Raw genomic sequence first — 18,779 nt, 5'->3', positions numbered from 1 at the left:
ACGGGGGATCAGCCACCGCTCACACCCCGAACGCCGGTGCGTAGCGGATCCGGCCGGCCGGCAGCTCGCCGGAACCGGCCAGGTCGAGCGCCATCATTGCGGCGTCCGGCACCTCGAAGCCGGGCCGGATCCCGTAGCGCGAGGCCGGCGTGAAACCGAAGGCCGGGTAGTACTCCGGATGGCCGAGCACCAGGGCCAGCCGCTCCCCGCGCGCCCGCGCCGCGTCCAGCACGGCCCGTACCACCGCGCGCCCGGCGCCCCGGCGCTGGTGCTCCGGGGCCACCGCGACCGGCGCCAGCGCCAGCGCGGGTGTCCCGTCGACATGGCAGCGGGTCAGCAGCGCGTACGCCGCGACCGAGCCGTCCGGGGCCTCGGCCACGTACGACAACTCCGGCAGCCAGGCGGCCGGGTCGGCCCGGAGCGCCTCGACCAGCGCGGCCTCGTCCTCCCGCCCGAAGGCGGCGGCGTTCAGCCGGTGCACGGCGGTCAGGTCCGCCGGGGCCTCCGGCCGGGTCCGCCACCGAGGGTCGGCCGGGCGCAGGACGTAGCCGGTGTAGCCGTACTCGCCGCCGTGCTCCCGGCGCATGGCCAGCTCCGCGCGGGTGGCGGCCAGCGCCTCGGCCATCCCGGGCGCGCCCGGGTCGGCGGCGTCGGCCCGGGCGGCGAGCGGACCGTAGTACTCCGCCCAGTCGCCCTCCGGCTGCCGGAGCATCCCGGTCACGTGGTAGCCCGTGGCGACCGCGGCCGAGACGTTCGCCGCCTCGGTACGCAGCGGATAGTGGGCGTCCCAGAAGGCGCGGGCCCCCGGGGACGGCTCCGGCACGGTCCAGCCGCACTCGGTGAGCACCAGCGCCCCGCCGGGGGCCAGCAGTCGCCGCCACTCCCCGAGCGCGCGGTCGAAGCCGATGGAGTACGCCGAGCTCTCCGCCCAGAGCAGGTCGAAGGACCCGTCCGGGTAGGGCAGCTCGCCCATGTCCGCGTGGACGGTCTCGATGGCCTCGCCGAGCCCGCGGGCCTCCGCGGCCCGGCGCAGCTCGTCGAGGAACGGCAGGTGCAGATCGACCGCGGTCACCCGGGCGCCGGCCTCGGCGGCGAGCAGCAGCGCGGACCGGCCGGGGCCGCAGCCCAGGTCGAGCACGCGCGGGCGCTCGGGCAGCGGACCGGCCAGGGCGAGCAGCCGGCGGGTGGTGGCGTCGGAGCCGGGCCCCTGCCGCGGCAGCCCGGAGTGCAGGGCGAAGAAGGCGTTCCGGAACGCGTCGGGAGAGGAGGCGCCGGAATCGTGGATCTGGTCGGACAACGGAAGAAACCCTTGGTGTGGGCGGGTTTCCGGGCCGACGCGGGCAGGAGGCGGAGGGGCGGCCGGACGGGCGCGCTCACCTCGGCGTCATGTCGGAGTCAGCCGGAGACCCGGAAGCGGAAGGCGATGCTGGACCGGGCGCTGCGCTGGGCAGCGGTCACCGCGACGGTCATCGACCTCAGCTCCTCACATGTCGTCGTCTGTCGCTCATGGGGGGACCCCCGTACGAGCCCGTCCACCCTAACAGCGGCCCCCGACAGGCCCCTCGGCGGTGTCCTGACTCAGTGGCAGAGCCGCGCCTCGTGCGCGGCGTGGCCGCTGGGCTCCAGCTGGAAGGTGCAGTGCTCCACGTCGAAGTGGTCGCCCAGCAGGCCCTGGAGCTCGTGCAGCAGCTTCTCGTGTCCCACCGCGTCCAGTGTCTCGGGGCTCACCACCACATGCGCCGAGAGCACCGGCATCCCGGAGGTGATGGTCCAGGCGTGGAGGTCGTGCACGTCCTCCACCCCGGGCAGGTCCAGCATGCGCTGCCGCACCTCGCCCACGTCCACCCCCTTGGGGGCGGCCTCCAGCAGCACGTCCAGCGTCTCGCGGAGCAGCTTGGCGGTGCGCGGCACGATCATCAGACCGATCACCAGCGAGGCGATCGGGTCCGCCGCCTGCCAGCCGGTCAGCAGGATCACCCCGGCCGCCACCAGGACCGTCACCGAGCCCAGGGCGTCCGCCAGCACCTCCAGATAGGCGCCGCGCACGTTCAGGCTCTGCTTCTGGCCGCGTACCAGCAGGGACAGCGACACCATGTTGGCGACCAGGCCGACCGCGGCGAAGACCAGCGCCACCCCGCCCTTGGTGTCCGCCGGGGTGATGAACCGCTGCACCGCCTCCACCAGCAGGAAACCGCCCACGCCGAGCAGCAGCAGGCAGTTGGCCAGCGCCGCCAGGATCTCGGCCCGGGCCAGTCCGAAGGTCCGCTGCTCGCTCGCCGGACGGCCCGCCACATGGATGGCCAGCAGCGCCATCGCCAGCCCCACCGCGTCGGTCGCCATATGGGCGGCGTCCGCGATCAGCGCCAGCGAGTCCGCCATCAGCCCGCCGACGATCTCGGCGACCATCACCGCCACGGTGATGGCCAGCGCGATCCTCAGCCGCCCCCGGTACGCGGCCGCCGCCGTGCCCGTCGGCGGGGTACCGCCGTGGGTGTGCCCGTGATCGTGCCCAGCCCCCATGAGGACGCCTCCCGATGGTCGACGACTGCCCTTGCGATGCCCTTCCGATCGGCCAGTGAACTACGGGTAGGGGGTATCCGCAAGCCGGTACTGAACACCGTTGTCATGTGCCCTGACCTGCGGTTATGTCCGCAGGTCAGGGAAGCGGGACGGGGAGCGGCCGGGAGCGTGCGGTACGGGTGCGGGGCGCGGGCCGTAAGCCGGCGTGCCCCGCCTCAGCCCCGCCGGGCCTCCGGGTGGCGCAGGCACCAGCCCTCCCAGGCGGACTCCACCATCTCGCGCACCCCGAGCGAGGCGGACCAGCCCAGCTCCCCGGCGATCCGGTCCACACCGGCCACCGCCTCGGCCGCGTCCCCCGGGCGGCGCCCCTCCACCACCGGGGCCGTCCGGCTGCCGGTGACCTCGGCCACCACCTCCGCCAGCTCCCGTACCGAGACGCCCGCGCCGCGCCCCACGTTCAGGGTGAGGTCGCCGGGACCCCGCTGCCCGGCCAGCCGGCGGGCCACCGCGAGATGGGCGTCGGCCACATCGGCGACGTGAATGTAGTCACGTACACAGGTGCCGTCCGGGGTCGGATAGTCGTCACCGAAGATCCGGGGCGCCTCACCGCGGGTGATCCGGTCGAAGAACATCGGGATGATGTTGAACACCCCGGTGTCGGCCAGCTCCGGCCGCACGGCGCCCGCCACGTTGAAGTAGCGCAGACAGGCCGTGGCCAGCCCATGGGCCCGCCCGGTCGCCCGGACCAGCCACTCGCCGGCCAGCTTGGTCTCGCCGTAGGGGTTGATCGGCGCGGTGGGGGACTCCTCGGTGATCAGCTCGGTCTCCGGAACCCCGTACACCGCCGCCGAGGAGGAGAACAGGAACCGCTCCACCCCGGCCTCCACCACCGCCTCCAGCAGCACGGTCAGCCCGTGCAGGTTCTCCCGGTAGTAGCGCAGCGGCTGCTCGATCGACTCCCCGACCTGCTTCTTCGCCGCGAGATGCACCACACCGCGCACCCCGTGCCCGGCCAGGGTGTCCGCCACCAGCGCCCGGTCCGCCAGCGAGCCCCTGACCAGCGGGACGTCCGCCGGCAGACGCTCGGGGACGCCGGTCGAGACATCGTCCAGGACCACCACCCGCTCGCCGGCCGCGGCCATCGCCCCGGCCACATGAGCGCCGATGTATCCGGTACCGCCTGTGATCATCCACGTCATGGCGGCCACCCTATGCGGTCGCCGAGGCCCCGCCCCGAGGGCCGGGGGCAGGAGGACCGAAGGCCGGGCGGGCAGGCGGCGCCCGGCCGGTTTGTCGGGTGGGCGGCCCATCCACCAAGATGATCGCGGGCGGCCCGCGGCAAGATCGCGAGCGGTCCGCCGGGTGATCGCGGGCGGCCCGGAGCGGCCGGGCATCCTGCCCGCTCCCGGCCCGCTCCGCCGGTCAGCCTCGGTGAACCCCGCATGAAGTTCATCCGATAGCCTCTGCCGACGTGCCGCCGCCCGGGACCGGGCCGAGCCCGCCGTGCCCCCGCCCTGTCAGCGCCAAGGAGTGAGTCCGTCTGTCGACCGCCATCCTCACCGGACCCGCGGTGCCCGGATCGCCCCTCGAAGGCGATCTGCGGTCGCTGGGCTTCGACGTCCGCACCGCGGCGGACCAGCGGCAGGCCGCCGAGCTGCTCGCCGCCGTCCCGGCCGGCGAGCGGGTCGCGCTGGTCGACCCCCGCTTCACCGGGCATCTGCACGCCCTCCGGCTCACGCTGACCGACCCCCGCTTCCCGGCTGCCGCCGCCCCCGGCGTGCTCACCGCGCAGCCGGCCGCCCGCCCCGCGCTCCAACGCGCTCTCGCGGGCGCCGGAGCGCCCCCGCGCCCGGTCGTCCCGGCGACGGCCACGGACGCGCCCGCCGCCGTACAGGAGGCCGTACTGCCCGACGGGGCCGCCTCCGCCCTGGAGACCGTGCTGCCCGACCAGGCCGCCGCCGCCCTTGAGGCCGACGGGACCGCCGTCCACCGGCCCGAGCTGGGCACCCTGGTCGCCGCCGTCCCGCGGGACCCGCAGAGCGCCAAGGAGACCCGGGACGCGGTCGCCGCCGTGGACGACGAGGCGGTGCGGCTGCGCTCGGCGGTCAAGGCCCGCGACGGCTTCTTCACCACCTTCTGCGTCAGCCCCTACTCGCGCTATCTGGCCCGCTGGTGCGCCCGCCGGGGCCTCACCCCCAACCAGGTCACCACCGCCTCGCTGCTCACCGCGCTGATCGCGGCCGGCTGCGCGGCCACCGGGACCCGCGGCGGCTATGTGGCCGCCGGGGTGCTGCTGCTCCTCTCCTTCGTGCTGGACTGCACCGACGGGCAGCTGGCCCGCTACTCGCTGCAGTACTCCACACTCGGCGCCTGGCTGGACGCCACCTTCGACCGCGCCAAGGAGTACGCGTACTACGCCGGGCTCGCGCTCGGGGCGGCCCGCTCCGGGGACGACGTCTGGGCGCTGGCGCTCGCCGCGATGGTGCTCCAGACCTGCCGGCACGTGATCGACTTCTCGTTCAACGAGGCCAACCACGACGCCACGGGCAACACCAGCCCCACCGCCGCGCTCTCCGACAAACTGGACAGCCGCGGCTGGACGGTCTGGGTGCGCCGGATGATAGTCCTGCCCATCGGCGAACGCTGGGCCATGATCGCCGTCCTCACGGCGCTCACCACGCCCCGCACCGTCTTCTGGGCCCTGCTGATCGGCTGCGCCTTCGCGGCCTCCTACACCACCGCCGGCCGGCTGCTGCGCTCGCTCACCCGCCGAGCCCGGCGCACCGACCGGGCCGCCCGGGCGCTCGCCGAGCTCACCGACACCGGCCCGCTGGCGGGTGCCCTCGCCACCGCCCTGGCCCGCCCGGCCCGCGCCCTGCCCGCCATCGCGCCGCCCGTGATCGCCCTGCTCGGCGGCGCCGCCGTGGTCGCCACCGCCGCCTTCGCTCCCGTTGCCGGGCCCTGGCCGGCGCTCGCCGCGCTGCTCTACGCGCTCACCTCCGGCCTGGCCGTCGCCCGCCCGTTGAAGGGCGCCCTGGACTGGCTGGTGCCGCCCGCCTTCCGGGCCGCCGAGTACACCACGGTCCTGATCCTGGCCGCCCGCTCCGAGGTCCCGGGAGCCCTTCCCGCGGCGTTCGGGCTGGTCGCGGCGGTCGCCTACCATCACTACGACACGGTGTACCGCATCCGCGGCGGCACCGGCGCGCCGCCCGCCTGGCTGGTGCGGACGATCGGCGGCCATGAGCTCCGTACCCTCGCGGTCGCGGTCCTGACCGCCGTCCTCACCTCCCGCGGCGACGCCCTGACCACCGCGCTCACCGTCCTGGCGGCGGCCGTGGCGCTGGTCGTGCTCGTGGAGTCCATCCGCTTCTGGGTGTCCTCCTCGGCCCCCGCCGTACACGACGAAGGAGAACCCGCATGATCGGCCTCATCCTGGCCGCCGGTGCCGGACGGCGTCTGCGCCCCTACACCGACACGCTGCCCAAGGCCCTCGTGCCGGTCGCCGGTGAGAAGACGGTCCTGGACCTCACCCTCGCCAACTTCGCCGAGGTCGGGCTGACCGAGGCCGCGGTCGTGGTCGGCTACCGCAAGGAGGCCGTGTACGCGCGCAAGGCCGCGCTGGAGGCGGCGTACGGCGTCAAGCTCACCCTGGTCGAGAACGACAAGGCCGAGGAGTGGAACAACGCCTACTCCCTCTGGTGCGCCCGCGATGTGCTCGCCGAGGGCGTGATCCTCGCCAACGGCGACACCGTCCACCCGGTCTCCGTCGAGCACACCCTGCTCGCCGCCCGCGGCGAGGGCCGCCGGATCGTCCTCGCCCTGGACGCCGCCAAGAAGCTGGCCGACGAGGAGATGAAGGTCGTCGCCGGGGAGACCGGGGTCACCCGGATCACCAAGCTGATGGACCCGGCCGAGGCCTCCGGCGAGTACATCGGGGTCACCCTGATCGAGCCCGAGGCCGCCGCCGACCTCGCCGACGCGCTGAAGACCACCTTCGAGCGCGACCCCGACCTCTACTACGAGGACGGCTACCAGGAGCTGGTGAACCGCGGCTTCCGGATCGACACCGCGCCCATCGGAGAGGTGCCGTGGGTGGAGATCGACAACCACGACGACCTCGCGAAGGGCCGTGAGATCGCGTGCCAGTACTGACCCGGCTCATCCCCTCGCCGGTCGTCGTCGACATCAGCCGGGGCGCGATGGACGAGCTGGCCGGCATCCTCGCCGACCAGCGGATCTCCGCCTCCGGGCGGCTCGCCATGGCCGTCAGCAACGGCTCCGGCCAGGCGCTGCGCGCCAAGCTCGCCCCGCTGCTCCCCGACGCCGACTGGTACGCGGTCGAGGACGGCTCCATCGACGCGGCCGTGCGGCTCGCCGACGCCATCAAGGGCAAGCGCTACGACGCGGTGGTCGGCCTCGGCGGCGGCAAGATCATCGACGTGGCCAAGTACGCCGCGGCCCGGGTCGGTGTGCCCATGGTCGCCGTCGCCACCAACCTCTCGCACGACGGCATCTGCTCGCCGGTCTCCACCCTGGACAACGACAACGGCCGCGGCTCCTACGGGGTCCCCTCGCCGATCGCCATGGTCATCGACCTGGACGTGATCCGCGAGGCGCCAGAGCGGTTCGTCCGCTCCGGCATCGGCGAGGCCATCTCCAACCTCTCCGCCATCGCCGACTGGGAGCTGTCCCACCAGCACACCGGCGAACCCGTCGACGGGCTGGCCGCCGCCATGGCCCGCACCGCCGGCGAGTCCGTGCTGCGCCAGCCCGGCACCGTCGCCGACGACGCCTTCCTCATCGTGCTGGCCGAGGCCCTGGTGCTCGGCGGCATCGCCATGTCGATCAGCGGCGACACCCGGCCCTCCTCCGGCGCCTGCCACGAGATCAGCCACGCCTTCGACCTGCTCTTCCCCGAGCGCCGGGGGCTGCACGGCGAACAGGTCGGCCTCGGCGCCGCCTTCGCCATGCAGCTGCGCGGCGCCACCGAGCAGTCCGCGCACTTCGCCGAGGTACTGCGCCGGCACGGGCTGCCGGTGCTGCCCGAGGAGATCGGCTTCACCCCGGACGAGTTCGTCCGCGCCGTGGAGTACGCCCCGAACACCCGCCCCGGGCGCTACACCGTCCTGGAGCACCTCGACCTGTCCACCGACCAGATCAGGGACGCGTACGCCGACTATGCCAAGACCATCCGTAGCTGAACTCCGCCCGGTCGTGCACCCCGCCGGAGTCAAGGACCGACGCAGCGGAGAGCACTGGGGCGGCCGCCTGTACATGCGGGAGATCTCGCTGCGGATCACCCGTCTCCTGGTGGGCACCAAGGTCACCCCCAACCAGCTCACCTATGTCATGACGGTGGCCGGCGTGCTCGCCGCGCCCGCGCTCCTCGTCCCCGGCATCGTGGGCCCGGTCCTCGCCGTGATCGCCGTCCAGCTGTATCTGCTGCTGGACTGCGTGGACGGTGAGGTGGCCCGCTGGAAGAAGCAGTACTCGCTGGCCGGGGTCTACCTGGACCGGGTCGGCGCCTACCTCTGCGACGCCGCCGTGCTGGTCGGCTTCGGGCTGCGCGCCGCCGATCTGTGGGGGAGCGGCCGCATCGACTGGCTGTGGGCCTTCCTCGGCACCCTGGCCGCGCTCGGCGCCATCCTGATCAAGGCCGAGACCGACCTGGTCGGCGTCGCCCGCCACCAGGCCGGGATGCCGGTGGTCAAGGACGCCGCCGCCGAGCCGCGCTCCTCCGGCATGGCGCTGGCCCGCCGGGCCGCCGCCGCGCTGAAGTTCCACCGCCTGGTGCTCGGCATCGAGGCGTCCCTGCTGATCCTGGTGCTCGCCGTGCTGGACACCGTCCGCGGCGACCTGTTCTTCAGCCGCCTCGGCGTCGCCGTACTGGCCGGCATCGCCCTGCTGCAGACCCTGCTGCACCTGGTGTCGATCCTCGTCTCCAGCCGGCTGAGGTGAACGGAGCCATGACCGAAACCGCACCGCCGCTCAAGCTCGGCGCCGTCGTCATCACCATGGGCAACCGCCCCGACGACCTGCGCGCCCTGATCGACTCCGTCGCCAAGCAGGACGGCGACCCGATCGAGGTCGTCGTCGTCGGCAACGGCGCCCCCGTCACCGGCGTCCCCGACGGCGTCCGCACCATCGACCTCCCGGAGAACCTGGGCATCCCCGGCGGCCGCAACGTCGGCATCGAGGCCTTCGGCCCCGGCGGCACTGAGGTGGACGTGCTGCTCTTCCTGGACGACGACGGCCTGCTGGAGCGCGCCGACACCGCCGAACTGCTGCGCGAGGCGTTCACCGCCGACCCGCAGCTCGGCATCGTCAGCTTCCGGATCGCCGACCCCGAGACCGGGGTCACCCAGCGCCGCCACGTGCCCCGGCTGCGCGCCTCCGACCCGATGCGCTCCTCCCGGGTCACCACCTTCCTCGGCGGCGCCAACGCGGTGCGCACCGCGGTCTTCGAGCAGGTCGGCGGGCTCCCCGAGGCGTTCTTCTACGCGCATGAGGAGACCGACCTGGCCTGGCGGGCCCTGGACGCCGGCTGGATGATCGACTACCGGGCCGACATGGTGCTGCTGCACCCCACCACCGAGCCCTCCCGGCACGCGGCCTACGCCCGCAACGTGGCCCGCAACCGGGTCTGGCTGGCCCGCCGCAACCTGCCCGCCCCGCTGGTCCCGGTCTACCTCGGGGTGTGGCTGCTGCTCACCCTGGCCCGCCGCCCCTCGGCGGCCGCGCTGAAGGCCTGGCTGGGCGGCTTCCGGGCCGGCTGGAGCACCGACTGCGGTCCCCGGCGGCCCATGCGGTGGCGTACGGTGTGGCGTCTGACCGCACTGGGCCGGCCGCCCGTCATCTGACAAGCTCGTCTCCGTCACCACGGGCACCCGGGTCCTGTCCGCCAGCGCGTCCCGCGCCCGATTCACCGCGCACGTGAACACGAAAGTTTTCCCTCATGAGTGAGCAGACCCATGACGGAGCGGTCGCCGTGACCGCCCCGCCATCCCCGGACGCGGGCCTGTCCCGGGCGGAGCTGGCCGCCAAGTACGGACTCTCGGTCAGCGGCGCCCGGCCGAGCCTGGCCGCCTATGTGCGGCAGCTGTGGGGCCGCCGCCACTTCATCCTGGCGTTCTCGCAGGCCAAGCTCACCGCCCAGTACAGCCAGGCCAAGCTCGGCCAGCTGTGGCAGGTGGCCACCCCGCTGCTCAACGCGGCGGTCTACTTCCTCATCTTCGGCCTGATCCTGAACGCCGGGCGCGGCATGGACAAGGACGTCTACATCCCCTTCCTGGTGACCGGCGTCTTCGTCTTCACCTTCACCCAGACCTCGGTGATGGCCGGGGTCCGGGCGATCGCCGGCAATCTGGGGCTGGTGCGGGCCCTGCACTTCCCGCGCGCCTCGCTGCCGATCTCCTTCGCGCTCCAGCAGCTCCAGCAGCTGCTGGTGTCGATGATCGTGCTCTTCGCCATCGCCATCGCCTTCGGCAGCTACCCCTCCGGGAGCTGGCTGCTGATCGTCCCGACGCTGGCCCTGCAGTTCGTCTTCAACGTCGGACTGTCGCTGATCATGGCCCGGCTCGGCAGCAAGACCCCGGACCTGGCCCAGCTGATGCCGTTCGTGATGCGGACCTGGATGTACGCCTCGGGCGTGATGTTCTCCATCCCGATCATGCTCAAGGACAAGCCGGCCTGGATCGCCGACATCCTCATGTACAACCCGGCCGCGATCTACATGGACCTGATCCGGTTCTCGCTGATCGACGGCTACACCGCGAGCAATCTGCCCGACCACGTCTGGTTCGCGGCCCTGCTGTGGGCCGTCCTCGCCGGCGCCGCCGGGTTCGTGTACTTCTGGAAGGCGGAGGAGCGGTACGGCCGTGGCTGAGCGCATCGACAACCCCACCGGGCCCGGCGCGGACGCCGCACGGGTGCCCACCGTCATCGCCGACGAGGTGCACATCGTCTACCGGGTCAACGGCGGCGCCGGCGGCAAGGGCAGCGCCACCGCCGCGCTCAGCCGCATCCTGCGACCCGGCAAGGGCGAGGAGCGCGGGGTGCGCAAGGTGCACGCCGTGCGCGGCGTCTCCTTCACCGCGTACCGCGGCGAGGCCATCGGCCTGATCGGCACCAACGGCTCGGGCAAGTCCACCCTGCTGCGGGCCATCGCCGGGCTGCTGCCCACCGAGAGCGGCAAGGTCTACACCGACGGCCAGCCCTCGCTGCTGGGCGTCAACGCGGCGCTGATGGGCGACCTGACCGGCGAGCGCAACGTCATCCTCGGCGGGCTGGCCATGGGCATGTCCCGCGAGGAGATCCGCGCCCGCTACCAGGACATCGTCGACTTCTCCGGCATCAACGAGAAGGGCGACTTCATCACCCTGCCGATGCGCACCTACTCCTCCGGCATGGGCGCCCGGCTCCGCTTCGCCATCGCCGCCGCCAAGGACCACGACGTGCTGATGATCGACGAGGCGCTGGCCACCGGCGACCGCAAGTTCCAGATCCGCTCCGAGGAGCGCATCCGCGAGCTCCGCAAGGAGGCCGGCACCGTCTTCCTGGTCAGCCACAGCAACAAGTCCATCCGCGACACCTGCGACCGGGTGCTCTGGCTGGAGAAGGGCGAACTGCTGATGGACGGCCCCACCGACGAGGTGCTGAAGGCCTACGAGAAGGAGACCGGCCGGTAGGTCTTCACGGGTGCCCGGGCGCGCCGGGCACCCCCACGCCGTCCCGGACGTTGTGCACACGTAGGCTGTCCCGGTGCCGTTTCGCGGCAAGTGTGGGTATTTCCCGGCTCCACCGGTGGAAACGCCCGCGCGGGCCGGTTCGGCGTGTCCGAAATGAGATGTATTGGGTTGGCAGTGTAGAACGGGAGACGTGACGGCATTGACGGTTGATCTCCAGCTTCGCAAGAGTCCCGCCGTCCCCGCGCCGGGCAGCCCGCGATGACGGACCGCGGCCGGAGCACCACCGGCACCACCGCCCGCGCCACCCTCGACAAGGCGGCCCACGAGAACTTCCCCGTGGCGCCCTTCTTCCTGCCCCGCGCCTGGCGCGAGGACCTGATGGCGATCTACGGCTACGCCCGCCTGGTGGACGACATCGGCGACGGCGACCTTGCCCCCGGCGGCGCCGACGCCCGCCTGCTGGGCGTCGCCCCCGAGCAGACCGACGACCGGCTCGCCGTACTCGACGCCTTCGAGGCCGATCTGCGGCGGGTCTTCGACGGCGTCCCCGCCCACCCGCTGCTGCGCGCCCTCCAGCCGGTCGTCCGGCGCCACCGGCTCGCCCCCGAACCGTTCCTCGCACTGATCGAGGCCAACCGGCAGGACCAGCTGGTACGGCGCTACGAGACCTGGGACGACCTGCTCGCCTACTGCGAGCTCTCCGCCAACCCGGTCGGCCGCCTGGTGCTCGGCGTCACCGGCACCACCACCCCCGAGCGGGTCCGCCGCTCCGACGCCGTCTGCACCGCCCTCCAGATCGCCGAGCACCTCCAGGACGTCGCCGAGGACCTCGGACGCGACCGGATCTACCTGCCGGCCCAGGACAGGAAACGCTTCTGCGTCAGCGAGGACGACCTCGCCCGGCCCACCGCCGGCGCCTCGGTCCGCGCGCTGATCGCCTACGAGGCCGACCGCGCCCGCCGGCTGCTGGACGAGGGCGGCGCCCCGCTCGTCGGAAGCGTCCGCGGCCGGCTCCGGCTGCTGCTGGCCGGCTTCACCGCCGGCGGGCACGCCGCGCTCGACGCCGTCACGGCCGCCGGCTACGACGTGCTGCCCGGACCGCCCCGGCCCACCGGACCGAACCTGCTGCGCCAGATCGCCAACGTGCTGCGCGCGGCCCGCACAGAAGGGTGAGCGGGACCATGGACGCGCACAGCCCGGCCTCCCCCCAGGTGGCGGCCGCCTACAGCTACTGCGAGGCCGTCACCGGCGGACAGGCCCGCAACTTCGCCTACGGCATCCGGCTGCTCCCGGCCGGAAAGCGGCAGGCCATGTCCGCCCTGTACGCCTTCTCCCGGCGGGTGGACGACATCGGCGACGGCCCGCTCGCCCCCGACGCCAAGCAGCAGCGCCTGGAGGCCGCCCGCGCCCTGCTGGACCGGGTGCGCCGCGGCGAGGTCGAGCCGGACGACACCGACCCGGTGGCCGTCGCCCTCGCCGACACCGCCCGCCGCTTCCCGCTGCCGCTGGACGGACTGGACGAGCTGATCGACGGCGTGCTGATGGACGTGCGCGGCGAGACGTACCAGAGCTGGGACGAGCTGAAGGTCTACTGCCGCTGCGTGGCCGGCGCCATCGGCCGGCTCTCGCTGGGCATCTTCGGCACCGCCCCGGGCGCCCGGGAGGCCGCCCGCGCCCCCGAGTACGCCGACACCCTCGGCCTGGCCCTCCAGCTCACCAACATCCTGCGCGACCTGCGCGAGGACGCCCTGGAGGGGCGCACCTACCTGCCCGCCGAGGACCTTGCCAAGTTCGGCTGCTCGGCCGGCTTCCGCGACCCGCACCTGCTCGCCGACGCCGACTTCGCCGGGCTGGTCCACCACGAGGTGCAGCGCGCCCGCGCCCTGTTCGCCGAGGGCTACCGGCTGCTGCCGATGCTCGACCGGCGCAGCGGCGCCTGCGTGGCCGCGATGGCCGGCATCTACCGGCGCCTGCTGGACCGCATCGAGCGCGAGCCGGAGGCGGTGCTGCGCGGCCGGGTCGCGCTGCCCGGCCGGGAGAAGGCGTACGTGGCCGTCCGCGGGCTGTCCGGACTGGACACCCGGTTGGTCGCCCGGCCCCGCGACCCCGGGCGCGGCAGATGACCCGCCCGGCCCGGCCCGAGGCAACCAGGCGGCGCGCTCCGGCGTCCTCCACCACCGTGATCACCCGACAGGAGCCCGTATGAGCGAGCAGACCGACCGGCGGCGCCACGCCGTCGTGGTCGGCGGCGGACTCGCCGGCACCGCCGCCGCGCTGCGGCTGGCCGACTCCGGGCTGCGGGTCACCCTGCTGGAGGGCCGCCCCCGGCTCGGCGGACTGGCCTTCTCCTTCCGCCGGGGCGAGCTGACCGTCGACAACGGCCAGCATGTCTATCTGCGCTGCTGCACCGCGTACCGCTGGTTCCTGGACCGGGTCGGCGGCGCGGACCTCGCCCCGCTCCAGGACCGGCTGGATGTGCCCGTGCTGGACGTCGCGCACCCGCGCGGGCCCCGGCTCGGCCGGCTGCGCCGCACCGCGCTGCCGGTGCCGCTGCACCTGGCCGCTGGGCTGGCCGGCTATCCGCACCTCTCGCCCGCCGAGCGGCTCTCGGTGGCCCGCGCCGGGCTCGCCCTGAAGAAGCTCGACCCGGCCGACCCGGCGCTGGACGCCCAGGACTTCGGCTCCTGGCTGGCCCGGCACGGCCAGTCCCCGCGTACCGTCGAGGCGCTGTGGGACCTGGTCGGCGTCGCCACCCTCAACGCCCCCGCCCCCGCCGCCTCGCTCCAGCTGGCCGCCATGGTCTTCCGCACCGGGCTGCTGAGCGAGCCCGGCGCCGCCGACATCGGCTGGGCCCGGGTACCGCTCGGCGAGTTGCACGACACCCTGGCCGGCCGGGCGCTGGCCACCGCCGGGGTGCGGGTGGAGACCCGCGCCAAGGTCACCGCCGTGCTGCCGAACGGCCCCGGCGGCTGGAGCGTGGACATCCCCGGCGAGCGGATCGAGGCCGACACGGTCGTGCTGGCCGTACCGCAGCGCGAGGCGCACGGACTGCTGCCCGACGGCGCTCTGGACCGCCCCGGCGACCTGCTGGAGCTGGGCACCGCGCCGATCCTCAACATCCATGTGCTGTACGACCGCAGGGTGCTGCGGCAACCTTTCTTCACCGCGCTGGGCTCCCCGGTCCAGTGGGTCTTCGACCGCACCGAGGCGTCGGGATTGTCGAGGGGCGGGCCCGAAGGACCCTCGCACAAGGGTGGTGGCGGGCGACGGGTGGGCCAATACCTGGCGCTCTCCCAGTCCGCGGCGCAGGAGGAGATCGACGCGCCGGTGGCCGAGCTGCGCGAGCGGTATCTGCCGGAGCTGGAGCGGCTGCTGCCCGCCGCGCGCGGCGCGCAGGTCCGGGACTTCTTCGTCACCCGGGAGCGCACCGCGACCTTCGACCCCGCCCCCGGCAACGGCCGGCTGCGGCCCGGCACCCGCACCCGCGCCCCCGGCCTGCTGCTGGCGGGCGCGTGGACCGCCACCGGCTGGCCCGCCACCATGGAAGGAGCGGTCCGCAGCGGCCTCACCGCCGCCGACGCCGCTCTCACGGCCCTCGGCCGCCCCCGTGTACGACCGCTTGAGGAGGCCGCATGAGCCTGAGCACCCACACCCAAGGAGAGACCGTGCCGACAGTGCCCCCGGCCGACCCGGCCGTCGACACCGCGGAGGTCACCGCGCTGCTGGAGCGGGGCCGCACCCTGACCACGCCCGTCCTCAAGGCGGCCGTGGACCGGCTGGCGCCCCCCATGGACACCGTGGCCGCCTACCACTTCGGCTGGATCGACGCCCTCGGCAACCCGGCCGACGGCGACGGCGGCAAGGCGGTGCGCCCCGCGCTCGCCCTGCTGTCCGCCGAGGCCGCCGGGATGCCGCCGGAGACCGGGGTGCCCGGCGCCGTCGCGGTCGAGCTGGTGCACAACTTCTCGCTGCTCCACGACGACCTGATGGACGGCGACGAGCAGCGCCGCCACCGCGACACGGTGTGGAAGGTGCACGGCCCGGCGCAGGCCATCCTGGTCGGCGACGCCCTGTTCGCCCTCGCCAACGAGCTTTTGCTGGAGCTGGGCACCGTGGAGGCCGGCCGCGCCACCCGCCGGCTCACCGCCGCCAGCCGCAAGCTGATCGACGGCCAGGCCCAGGACATCTCCTACGAGCACCGCGAGCGGGTCACCGTCGAGGAGTGCCTGGCCATGGAGGGCAACAAGACCGGCGCCCTGCTGGCCTGTGCCTGCTCCATCGGCGCGGTCCTCGGCGGCGCCGACGAGCGCACCGCCGACACCCTGGAGGCCTACGGCTACCACCTGGGCCTCGCCTTCCAGGCCGTGGACGACCTGCTGGGCATCTGGGGCGACCCGGAGTCCACCGGCAAGCAGACCTGGAGCGACCTGCGCCAGCGCAAGAAGTCGCTGCCGGTGGTCGCCGCCCTCGCGGCCGGCGGGCCCGCCTCCGAGAAGCTCGGCGAACTGCTCGCCGCCGACGCCAAGAGCCCCGACTTCGACGCCTTCTCCGAGGAGGAGTTCGCCACCCGGGCCGCCCTCATCGAGGAGGCCGGCGGCCGCGAGTGGACCGCCCAGGAGGCCCGCCGCCAGCACGCCGTCGCCATCGAGGCGCTGCACCGCGTCGAGATGCCGCAGCGGGTCCGCGACCAGCTCACCGCGCTTGCCGACTTCGTGGTGGTCCGCCGCCGCTGACCCGTACCCCCGTTCACCGCCCCGGACGCCCCCTTCGGATCCCTCCTCGGATGATGACGACCTTCCTGATATGACGCGCCGTCGCCGGCCGGTGCCCCCGCGCACCGGCCGGTGGCCCTCCCGTATGAGCAGCACACCGACTGCACCGAGGGGAAGCCATGACAGCGAAAACCGAAGGAAGCACCGGGGCACCGGTGGCCGCCGCCACCGCACAGCCGGCCGCCGGAGCCGCCGAGGAGGTACGGCAGTCCGCGGCCCGCGCCGCCGAACGCTCCGTCGCCCATCTGCTCGGCCGCCAGGACGCCGAGGGCTGGTGGAAGGGCGACCTGGAGACCAATGTCACCATGGACGCCGAGGACCTGCTGCTGCGGCAGTTCCTCGGCATCCTGGACGAGGACACCCTGCGCGCCGCCGCCCTGCACATCCGCGGTGAGCAGCGCGAGGACGGCACCTGGGCCACCTTCTACGGCGGTCCCGGCGAGCTGTCCGCCACCGTCGAGGCGTACGTCGCGCTGCGGCTGGCCGGGGACCTGCCCGACGAGCCGCACATGGAGCGGGCCGCCGACTGGGTCAGACGGCACGGCGGGATCGCCGCCGCCCGGGTCTTCACCCGGATCTGGCTGGCCCTGTTCGGCTGGTGGCGCTGGGAGGACCTGCCCGAACTCCCGCCCGAGATCATCTTCCTGCCGTCCTGGTTCCCGCTGAACATCCACGACTTCGGCTGCTGGGCCCGGCAGACCATCGTGCCGATGAGCGTGGTGCTCGCCAAGCGGCCGGTGCGGCCCGGCCCGTTCACCCTGGACGAGCTGCACACCGACCCCCGCTGCCCCAACCCGCCCCGGCCGCTCGCCCCGCTCGCCAGCTGGGACGGCGCCTTCCAGCGGATCGACAAGGCGGTACGCGCCTACCGGCGGATCGCGCCGAAGACGCTCCGCCGCGCCGCCCTGCGCTCGGCCGCCCGCTGGATCATCGAGCGGCAGGAGAACGACGGCTGCTGGGGCGGCATCCAGCCGCCGGCCGTCTACTCGCTGATCGCCCTGCACCTGCTCGGCTACGACCTCGGCCACCCGGTGATGCGGGCCGGCCTTGCGTCCCTGGACCGGTTCGCCGTGGTCCGCGAGGACGGCGCCCGGATGATCGAGGCCTGCCAGTCGCCGGTCTGGGACACCTGCCTCGCGGTGATCGCGCTCGCCGACGCCGGGGTGCCCGCCGACCACCCCGCGCTGGTCCGGGCGGCCGACTGGATGCTCGGCGAGGAGATCGTCCGCCCCGGCGACTGGGCCGTACGCCGCCCCGAACTCACCCCCGGCGGTTGGGCGTTCGAGTTCCACAACGACAACTACCCGGACATCGACGACACCGCCGAGGTGCTGCTCGCGCTGCGCCGGGTGAAGCACCCCGACCCCGCCCAGATCGAGGCAGCCGTGCGGCGCGGCGCCCGCTGGACCGCCGGGATGCAGTGCGGGGACGGCGGCTGGGGCGCCTTCGACGCCGACAACACCAGCCCCTTCCCCAACCGGCTGCCGTTCTGCGACTTCGGCGAGGTGATCGACCCGCCGTCCGCCGATGTCACCGCCCATGTGGTGGAGATGCTCGCCTGGGAGGGCAAGGCCCGCCACCCGCGCACCCGGCGCGGCGTCGACTGGCTGCTGGAGCACCAGGAGGAGGACGGCTCCTGGTTCGGCCGCTGGGGCGTCAACCATGTCTACGGCACCGGCGCGGTCGTCCCCGCCCTGGTCGCCGCCGGACTGCCCGGCAGCCACCCGGCGATCCGCCGCGCCGTCGACTGGCTGGCCTCGGTGCAGAACGAGGACGGCGGCTGGGGCGAGGACCTGCGCTCCTACCGCGAGCCCCGCTGGGTCGGCCGGGGCGCCTCCACCGCCTCCCAGACCGGCTGGGCGCTGCTCGCCCTGCTCTCCGCCGGGGGGCGGGACTCCGAGGCCGCCGGGCGCGGGGTGCGCTGGCTGGTGACGTCCCAGCGGGAGGACGGCTCCTGGGACGAGCCGTACTTCACCGGCACCGGCTTCCCCTGGGACTTCTCCATCAACTACCACCTGTACCGGCAGGTGTTCCCGCTCACCGCGCTCGGCCGCTATGTGCACGGCGAGCCGCGCCCGGTCCACCTCTCCGCACCCGTACGGGCCGAGGCCGCCGGGGCCCGCCGGTGACGGCAGCCCCGCCGTCCGGCACGGGGGAGCCGCCGGCGCCCGCGCCGCTGCTGGTCGCCTGCGCCCTGGGCATCGAGCAGCTCGCCCTGCGCAGCGCCCGCCGGCCCGGCGCGGCCGCCCCGGGCCCGTACACCGTGCTCCGTACCGGCATGGGGCCCGACAACGCCCGGCGCGCGGTGTCCGGGGCGCTCGGCGACCCGGCGCTGGCCGGCGCCGCGGTGCTGGCCTCCGGCTTCTGCGCCGGGCTGCGGCCCGGGATGCACCCCGGGGACCTGGTGGTCGCCGAGGAGACCCGCGGCCCCGAGGGGAGCACCCGCTGTGTCGGTACGGAGGCCCTGGTCGCCGCCCTGGAGCGGGCCGCCCCCGGCCGCAGCGTGCACACCGGCCCGCTGATCGGCTCCGACCACGTCGTCCGCGGCCAGGAACGCGCGCTGCTGCGAGCCCGCGGCGCCCTCGCCGTCGACATGGAGTCCGCCGCCACCCTGCGGGCCGCGCTCGCCACCGGACCGCGGCCGGTTGCCGCCGTCCGGGTGGTCGTGGACGCCCCCGAGCACGAACTGGTGCGGATCGGCACGGTCACCGGGGGAATATCGGCCTTTCGCGTGCTCCGCTCGGTCATGCCCGCGTTCCTCGAATGGCACCGTTTCTCGCTGCTCCCCCGGAGGTGAGCC

Annotated in this window: 16 protein-coding genes; 13 read left to right on the top strand and 3 right to left on the bottom strand. The window is 74.1% G+C overall.

Annotated features, from left to right (window positions below; genetic code table 11):
- Positions 1-19 precede the first annotated feature (19 nt).
- The 3 genes from ABZ945_RS07045 to galE all read right to left on the bottom strand — a co-directional run bounded on the left by ABZ945_RS07045 (position 20) and on the right by galE (position 3,719).
- Entirely contained in the window at positions 20-1,297 is a 1,278-nt protein-coding gene (locus tag ABZ945_RS07045; RefSeq protein ID WP_361265149.1) for a bifunctional class I SAM-dependent methyltransferase/N-acetyltransferase, read from the bottom strand.
- 281 nt (positions 1,298-1,578) lie between these two features.
- Positions 1,579-2,520, bottom strand: a complete 942-nt coding sequence (locus ABZ945_RS07040; RefSeq protein ID WP_361265146.1) for a cation diffusion facilitator family transporter — start codon at positions 2,518-2,520, stop codon at positions 1,579-1,581.
- 215 nt (positions 2,521-2,735) lie between these two features.
- Positions 2,736-3,719 (bottom strand): UDP-glucose 4-epimerase GalE, encoded by a 984-nt coding sequence (gene galE, locus ABZ945_RS07035; RefSeq protein ID WP_361265143.1) that lies wholly within the window; start codon positions 3,717-3,719, stop codon positions 2,736-2,738.
- 341 nt (positions 3,720-4,060) lie between these two features.
- Here galE and ABZ945_RS07030 point away from each other — a divergent pair, with 341 nt between their 5' ends.
- From ABZ945_RS07030 to ABZ945_RS06970, 13 genes are all read left to right on the top strand, one after another.
- Entirely contained in the window at positions 4,061-5,941 is a 1,881-nt protein-coding gene (locus ABZ945_RS07030) for a DUF5941 domain-containing protein (RefSeq protein WP_361265294.1), read from the top strand.
- Positions 5,938-6,672 (top strand): phosphocholine cytidylyltransferase family protein, encoded by a 735-nt coding sequence (locus ABZ945_RS07025; protein ID WP_361265140.1) that lies wholly within the window; start codon positions 5,938-5,940, stop codon positions 6,670-6,672. The genes ABZ945_RS07030 and ABZ945_RS07025 overlap by 4 nt, the downstream gene beginning before the upstream one ends.
- Positions 6,660-7,721 carry an iron-containing alcohol dehydrogenase family protein gene (locus ABZ945_RS07020; protein WP_361265137.1) on the top strand — a complete coding sequence of 354 codons (1,062 nt, stop codon included), beginning with the start codon at positions 6,660-6,662 and terminating at the stop codon, positions 7,719-7,721. The genes ABZ945_RS07025 and ABZ945_RS07020 overlap by 13 nt, the downstream gene beginning before the upstream one ends.
- On the top strand, positions 7,699-8,478 hold the full coding sequence (locus ABZ945_RS07015) for a CDP-alcohol phosphatidyltransferase family protein (RefSeq protein ID WP_361265134.1): 780 nt from the start codon (positions 7,699-7,701) through the stop codon (positions 8,476-8,478). Before ABZ945_RS07020 ends, ABZ945_RS07015 begins: the two co-directional genes overlap by 23 nt.
- A gap of 8 nt (positions 8,479-8,486) precedes the next feature.
- On the top strand, positions 8,487-9,380 hold the full coding sequence (locus tag ABZ945_RS07010) for a glycosyltransferase (RefSeq protein ID WP_361265131.1): 894 nt from the start codon (positions 8,487-8,489) through the stop codon (positions 9,378-9,380).
- A gap of 95 nt (positions 9,381-9,475) precedes the next feature.
- Positions 9,476-10,405, top strand: a complete 930-nt coding sequence (locus ABZ945_RS07005; protein WP_361265128.1) for an ABC transporter permease — start codon at positions 9,476-9,478, stop codon at positions 10,403-10,405.
- A complete protein-coding gene (locus tag ABZ945_RS07000) occupies positions 10,398-11,207 on the top strand; it encodes an ABC transporter ATP-binding protein (protein WP_361265125.1) in 810 nt (269 codons plus the stop codon). The genes ABZ945_RS07005 and ABZ945_RS07000 overlap by 8 nt, the downstream gene beginning before the upstream one ends.
- Before the next feature lie 258 nt (positions 11,208-11,465).
- Positions 11,466-12,380, top strand: coding sequence for a squalene synthase HpnC (gene hpnC / locus ABZ945_RS06995; RefSeq protein WP_361265122.1), 915 nt, complete (start codon positions 11,466-11,468; stop codon positions 12,378-12,380).
- Positions 12,381-12,388: 8 nt separating this feature from the next.
- The gene (gene hpnD / locus ABZ945_RS06990; protein ID WP_361265119.1) at positions 12,389-13,330 is read left to right on the top strand and encodes a presqualene diphosphate synthase HpnD; all 942 of its coding nucleotides are present in this window, start codon (positions 12,389-12,391) and stop codon (positions 13,328-13,330) included.
- Positions 13,331-13,409: 79 nt separating this feature from the next.
- The gene (hpnE, locus tag ABZ945_RS06985; RefSeq protein ID WP_361265116.1) at positions 13,410-14,843 is read left to right on the top strand and encodes a hydroxysqualene dehydroxylase HpnE; all 1,434 of its coding nucleotides are present in this window, start codon (positions 13,410-13,412) and stop codon (positions 14,841-14,843) included.
- The gene (locus tag ABZ945_RS06980; RefSeq protein WP_361265114.1) at positions 14,840-15,940 is read left to right on the top strand and encodes a polyprenyl synthetase family protein; all 1,101 of its coding nucleotides are present in this window, start codon (positions 14,840-14,842) and stop codon (positions 15,938-15,940) included. Before hpnE ends, ABZ945_RS06980 begins: the two co-directional genes overlap by 4 nt.
- A gap of 158 nt (positions 15,941-16,098) precedes the next feature.
- Positions 16,099-18,108 carry a squalene--hopene cyclase gene (gene shc, locus ABZ945_RS06975; protein ID WP_361265111.1) on the top strand — a complete coding sequence of 670 codons (2,010 nt, stop codon included), beginning with the start codon at positions 16,099-16,101 and terminating at the stop codon, positions 18,106-18,108.
- Positions 18,105-18,776: a 1-hydroxy-2-methyl-2-butenyl 4-diphosphate reductase gene (locus ABZ945_RS06970; RefSeq protein WP_361265109.1), complete on the top strand. Its 672-nt coding sequence runs from the start codon at positions 18,105-18,107 to the stop codon at positions 18,774-18,776. Before shc ends, ABZ945_RS06970 begins: the two co-directional genes overlap by 4 nt.
- Positions 18,777-18,779 lie beyond the last annotated feature (3 nt).

It is taken from the genome of Streptomyces sp. NPDC046887 (genome assembly GCF_040644755.1).
Lineage (GTDB): Bacteria > Actinomycetota > Actinomycetes > Streptomycetales > Streptomycetaceae > Streptomyces > Streptomyces lichenis.
The sequence above is the reverse complement of the archived record's forward strand: the minus strand, read 5'-3'. Positions and strand labels throughout refer to the sequence as shown.

Coding starts and splice junctions, on each gene's coding strand:
- ABZ945_RS07025 (WP_361265140.1), top strand. CDS start 5,938: ATGATCGGCCTCATCCTGGCCGCCGGTGCCGGACGGCGTCTGCGCCCC.
- hpnD (WP_361265119.1), top strand. CDS start 12,389: ATGGACGCGCACAGCCCGGCCTCCCCCCAGGTGGCGGCCGCCTACAGC.
- ABZ945_RS07015 (WP_361265134.1), top strand. CDS start 7,699: ATGCCAAGACCATCCGTAGCTGAACTCCGCCCGGTCGTGCACCCCGCC.
- ABZ945_RS07010 (WP_361265131.1), top strand. CDS start 8,487: ATGACCGAAACCGCACCGCCGCTCAAGCTCGGCGCCGTCGTCATCACC.
- ABZ945_RS06980 (WP_361265114.1), top strand. CDS start 14,840: ATGAGCCTGAGCACCCACACCCAAGGAGAGACCGTGCCGACAGTGCCC.
- ABZ945_RS07040 (WP_361265146.1), bottom strand. CDS start 2,520: ATGGGGGCTGGGCACGATCACGGGCACACCCACGGCGGTACCCCGCCG.
- hpnC (WP_361265122.1), top strand. CDS start 11,466: ATGACGGACCGCGGCCGGAGCACCACCGGCACCACCGCCCGCGCCACC.
- hpnE (WP_361265116.1), top strand. CDS start 13,410: ATGAGCGAGCAGACCGACCGGCGGCGCCACGCCGTCGTGGTCGGCGGC.
- galE (WP_361265143.1), bottom strand. CDS start 3,719: ATGACGTGGATGATCACAGGCGGTACCGGATACATCGGCGCTCATGTG.
- ABZ945_RS07005 (WP_361265128.1), top strand. CDS start 9,476: ATGAGTGAGCAGACCCATGACGGAGCGGTCGCCGTGACCGCCCCGCCA.
- shc (WP_361265111.1), top strand. CDS start 16,099: ATGACAGCGAAAACCGAAGGAAGCACCGGGGCACCGGTGGCCGCCGCC.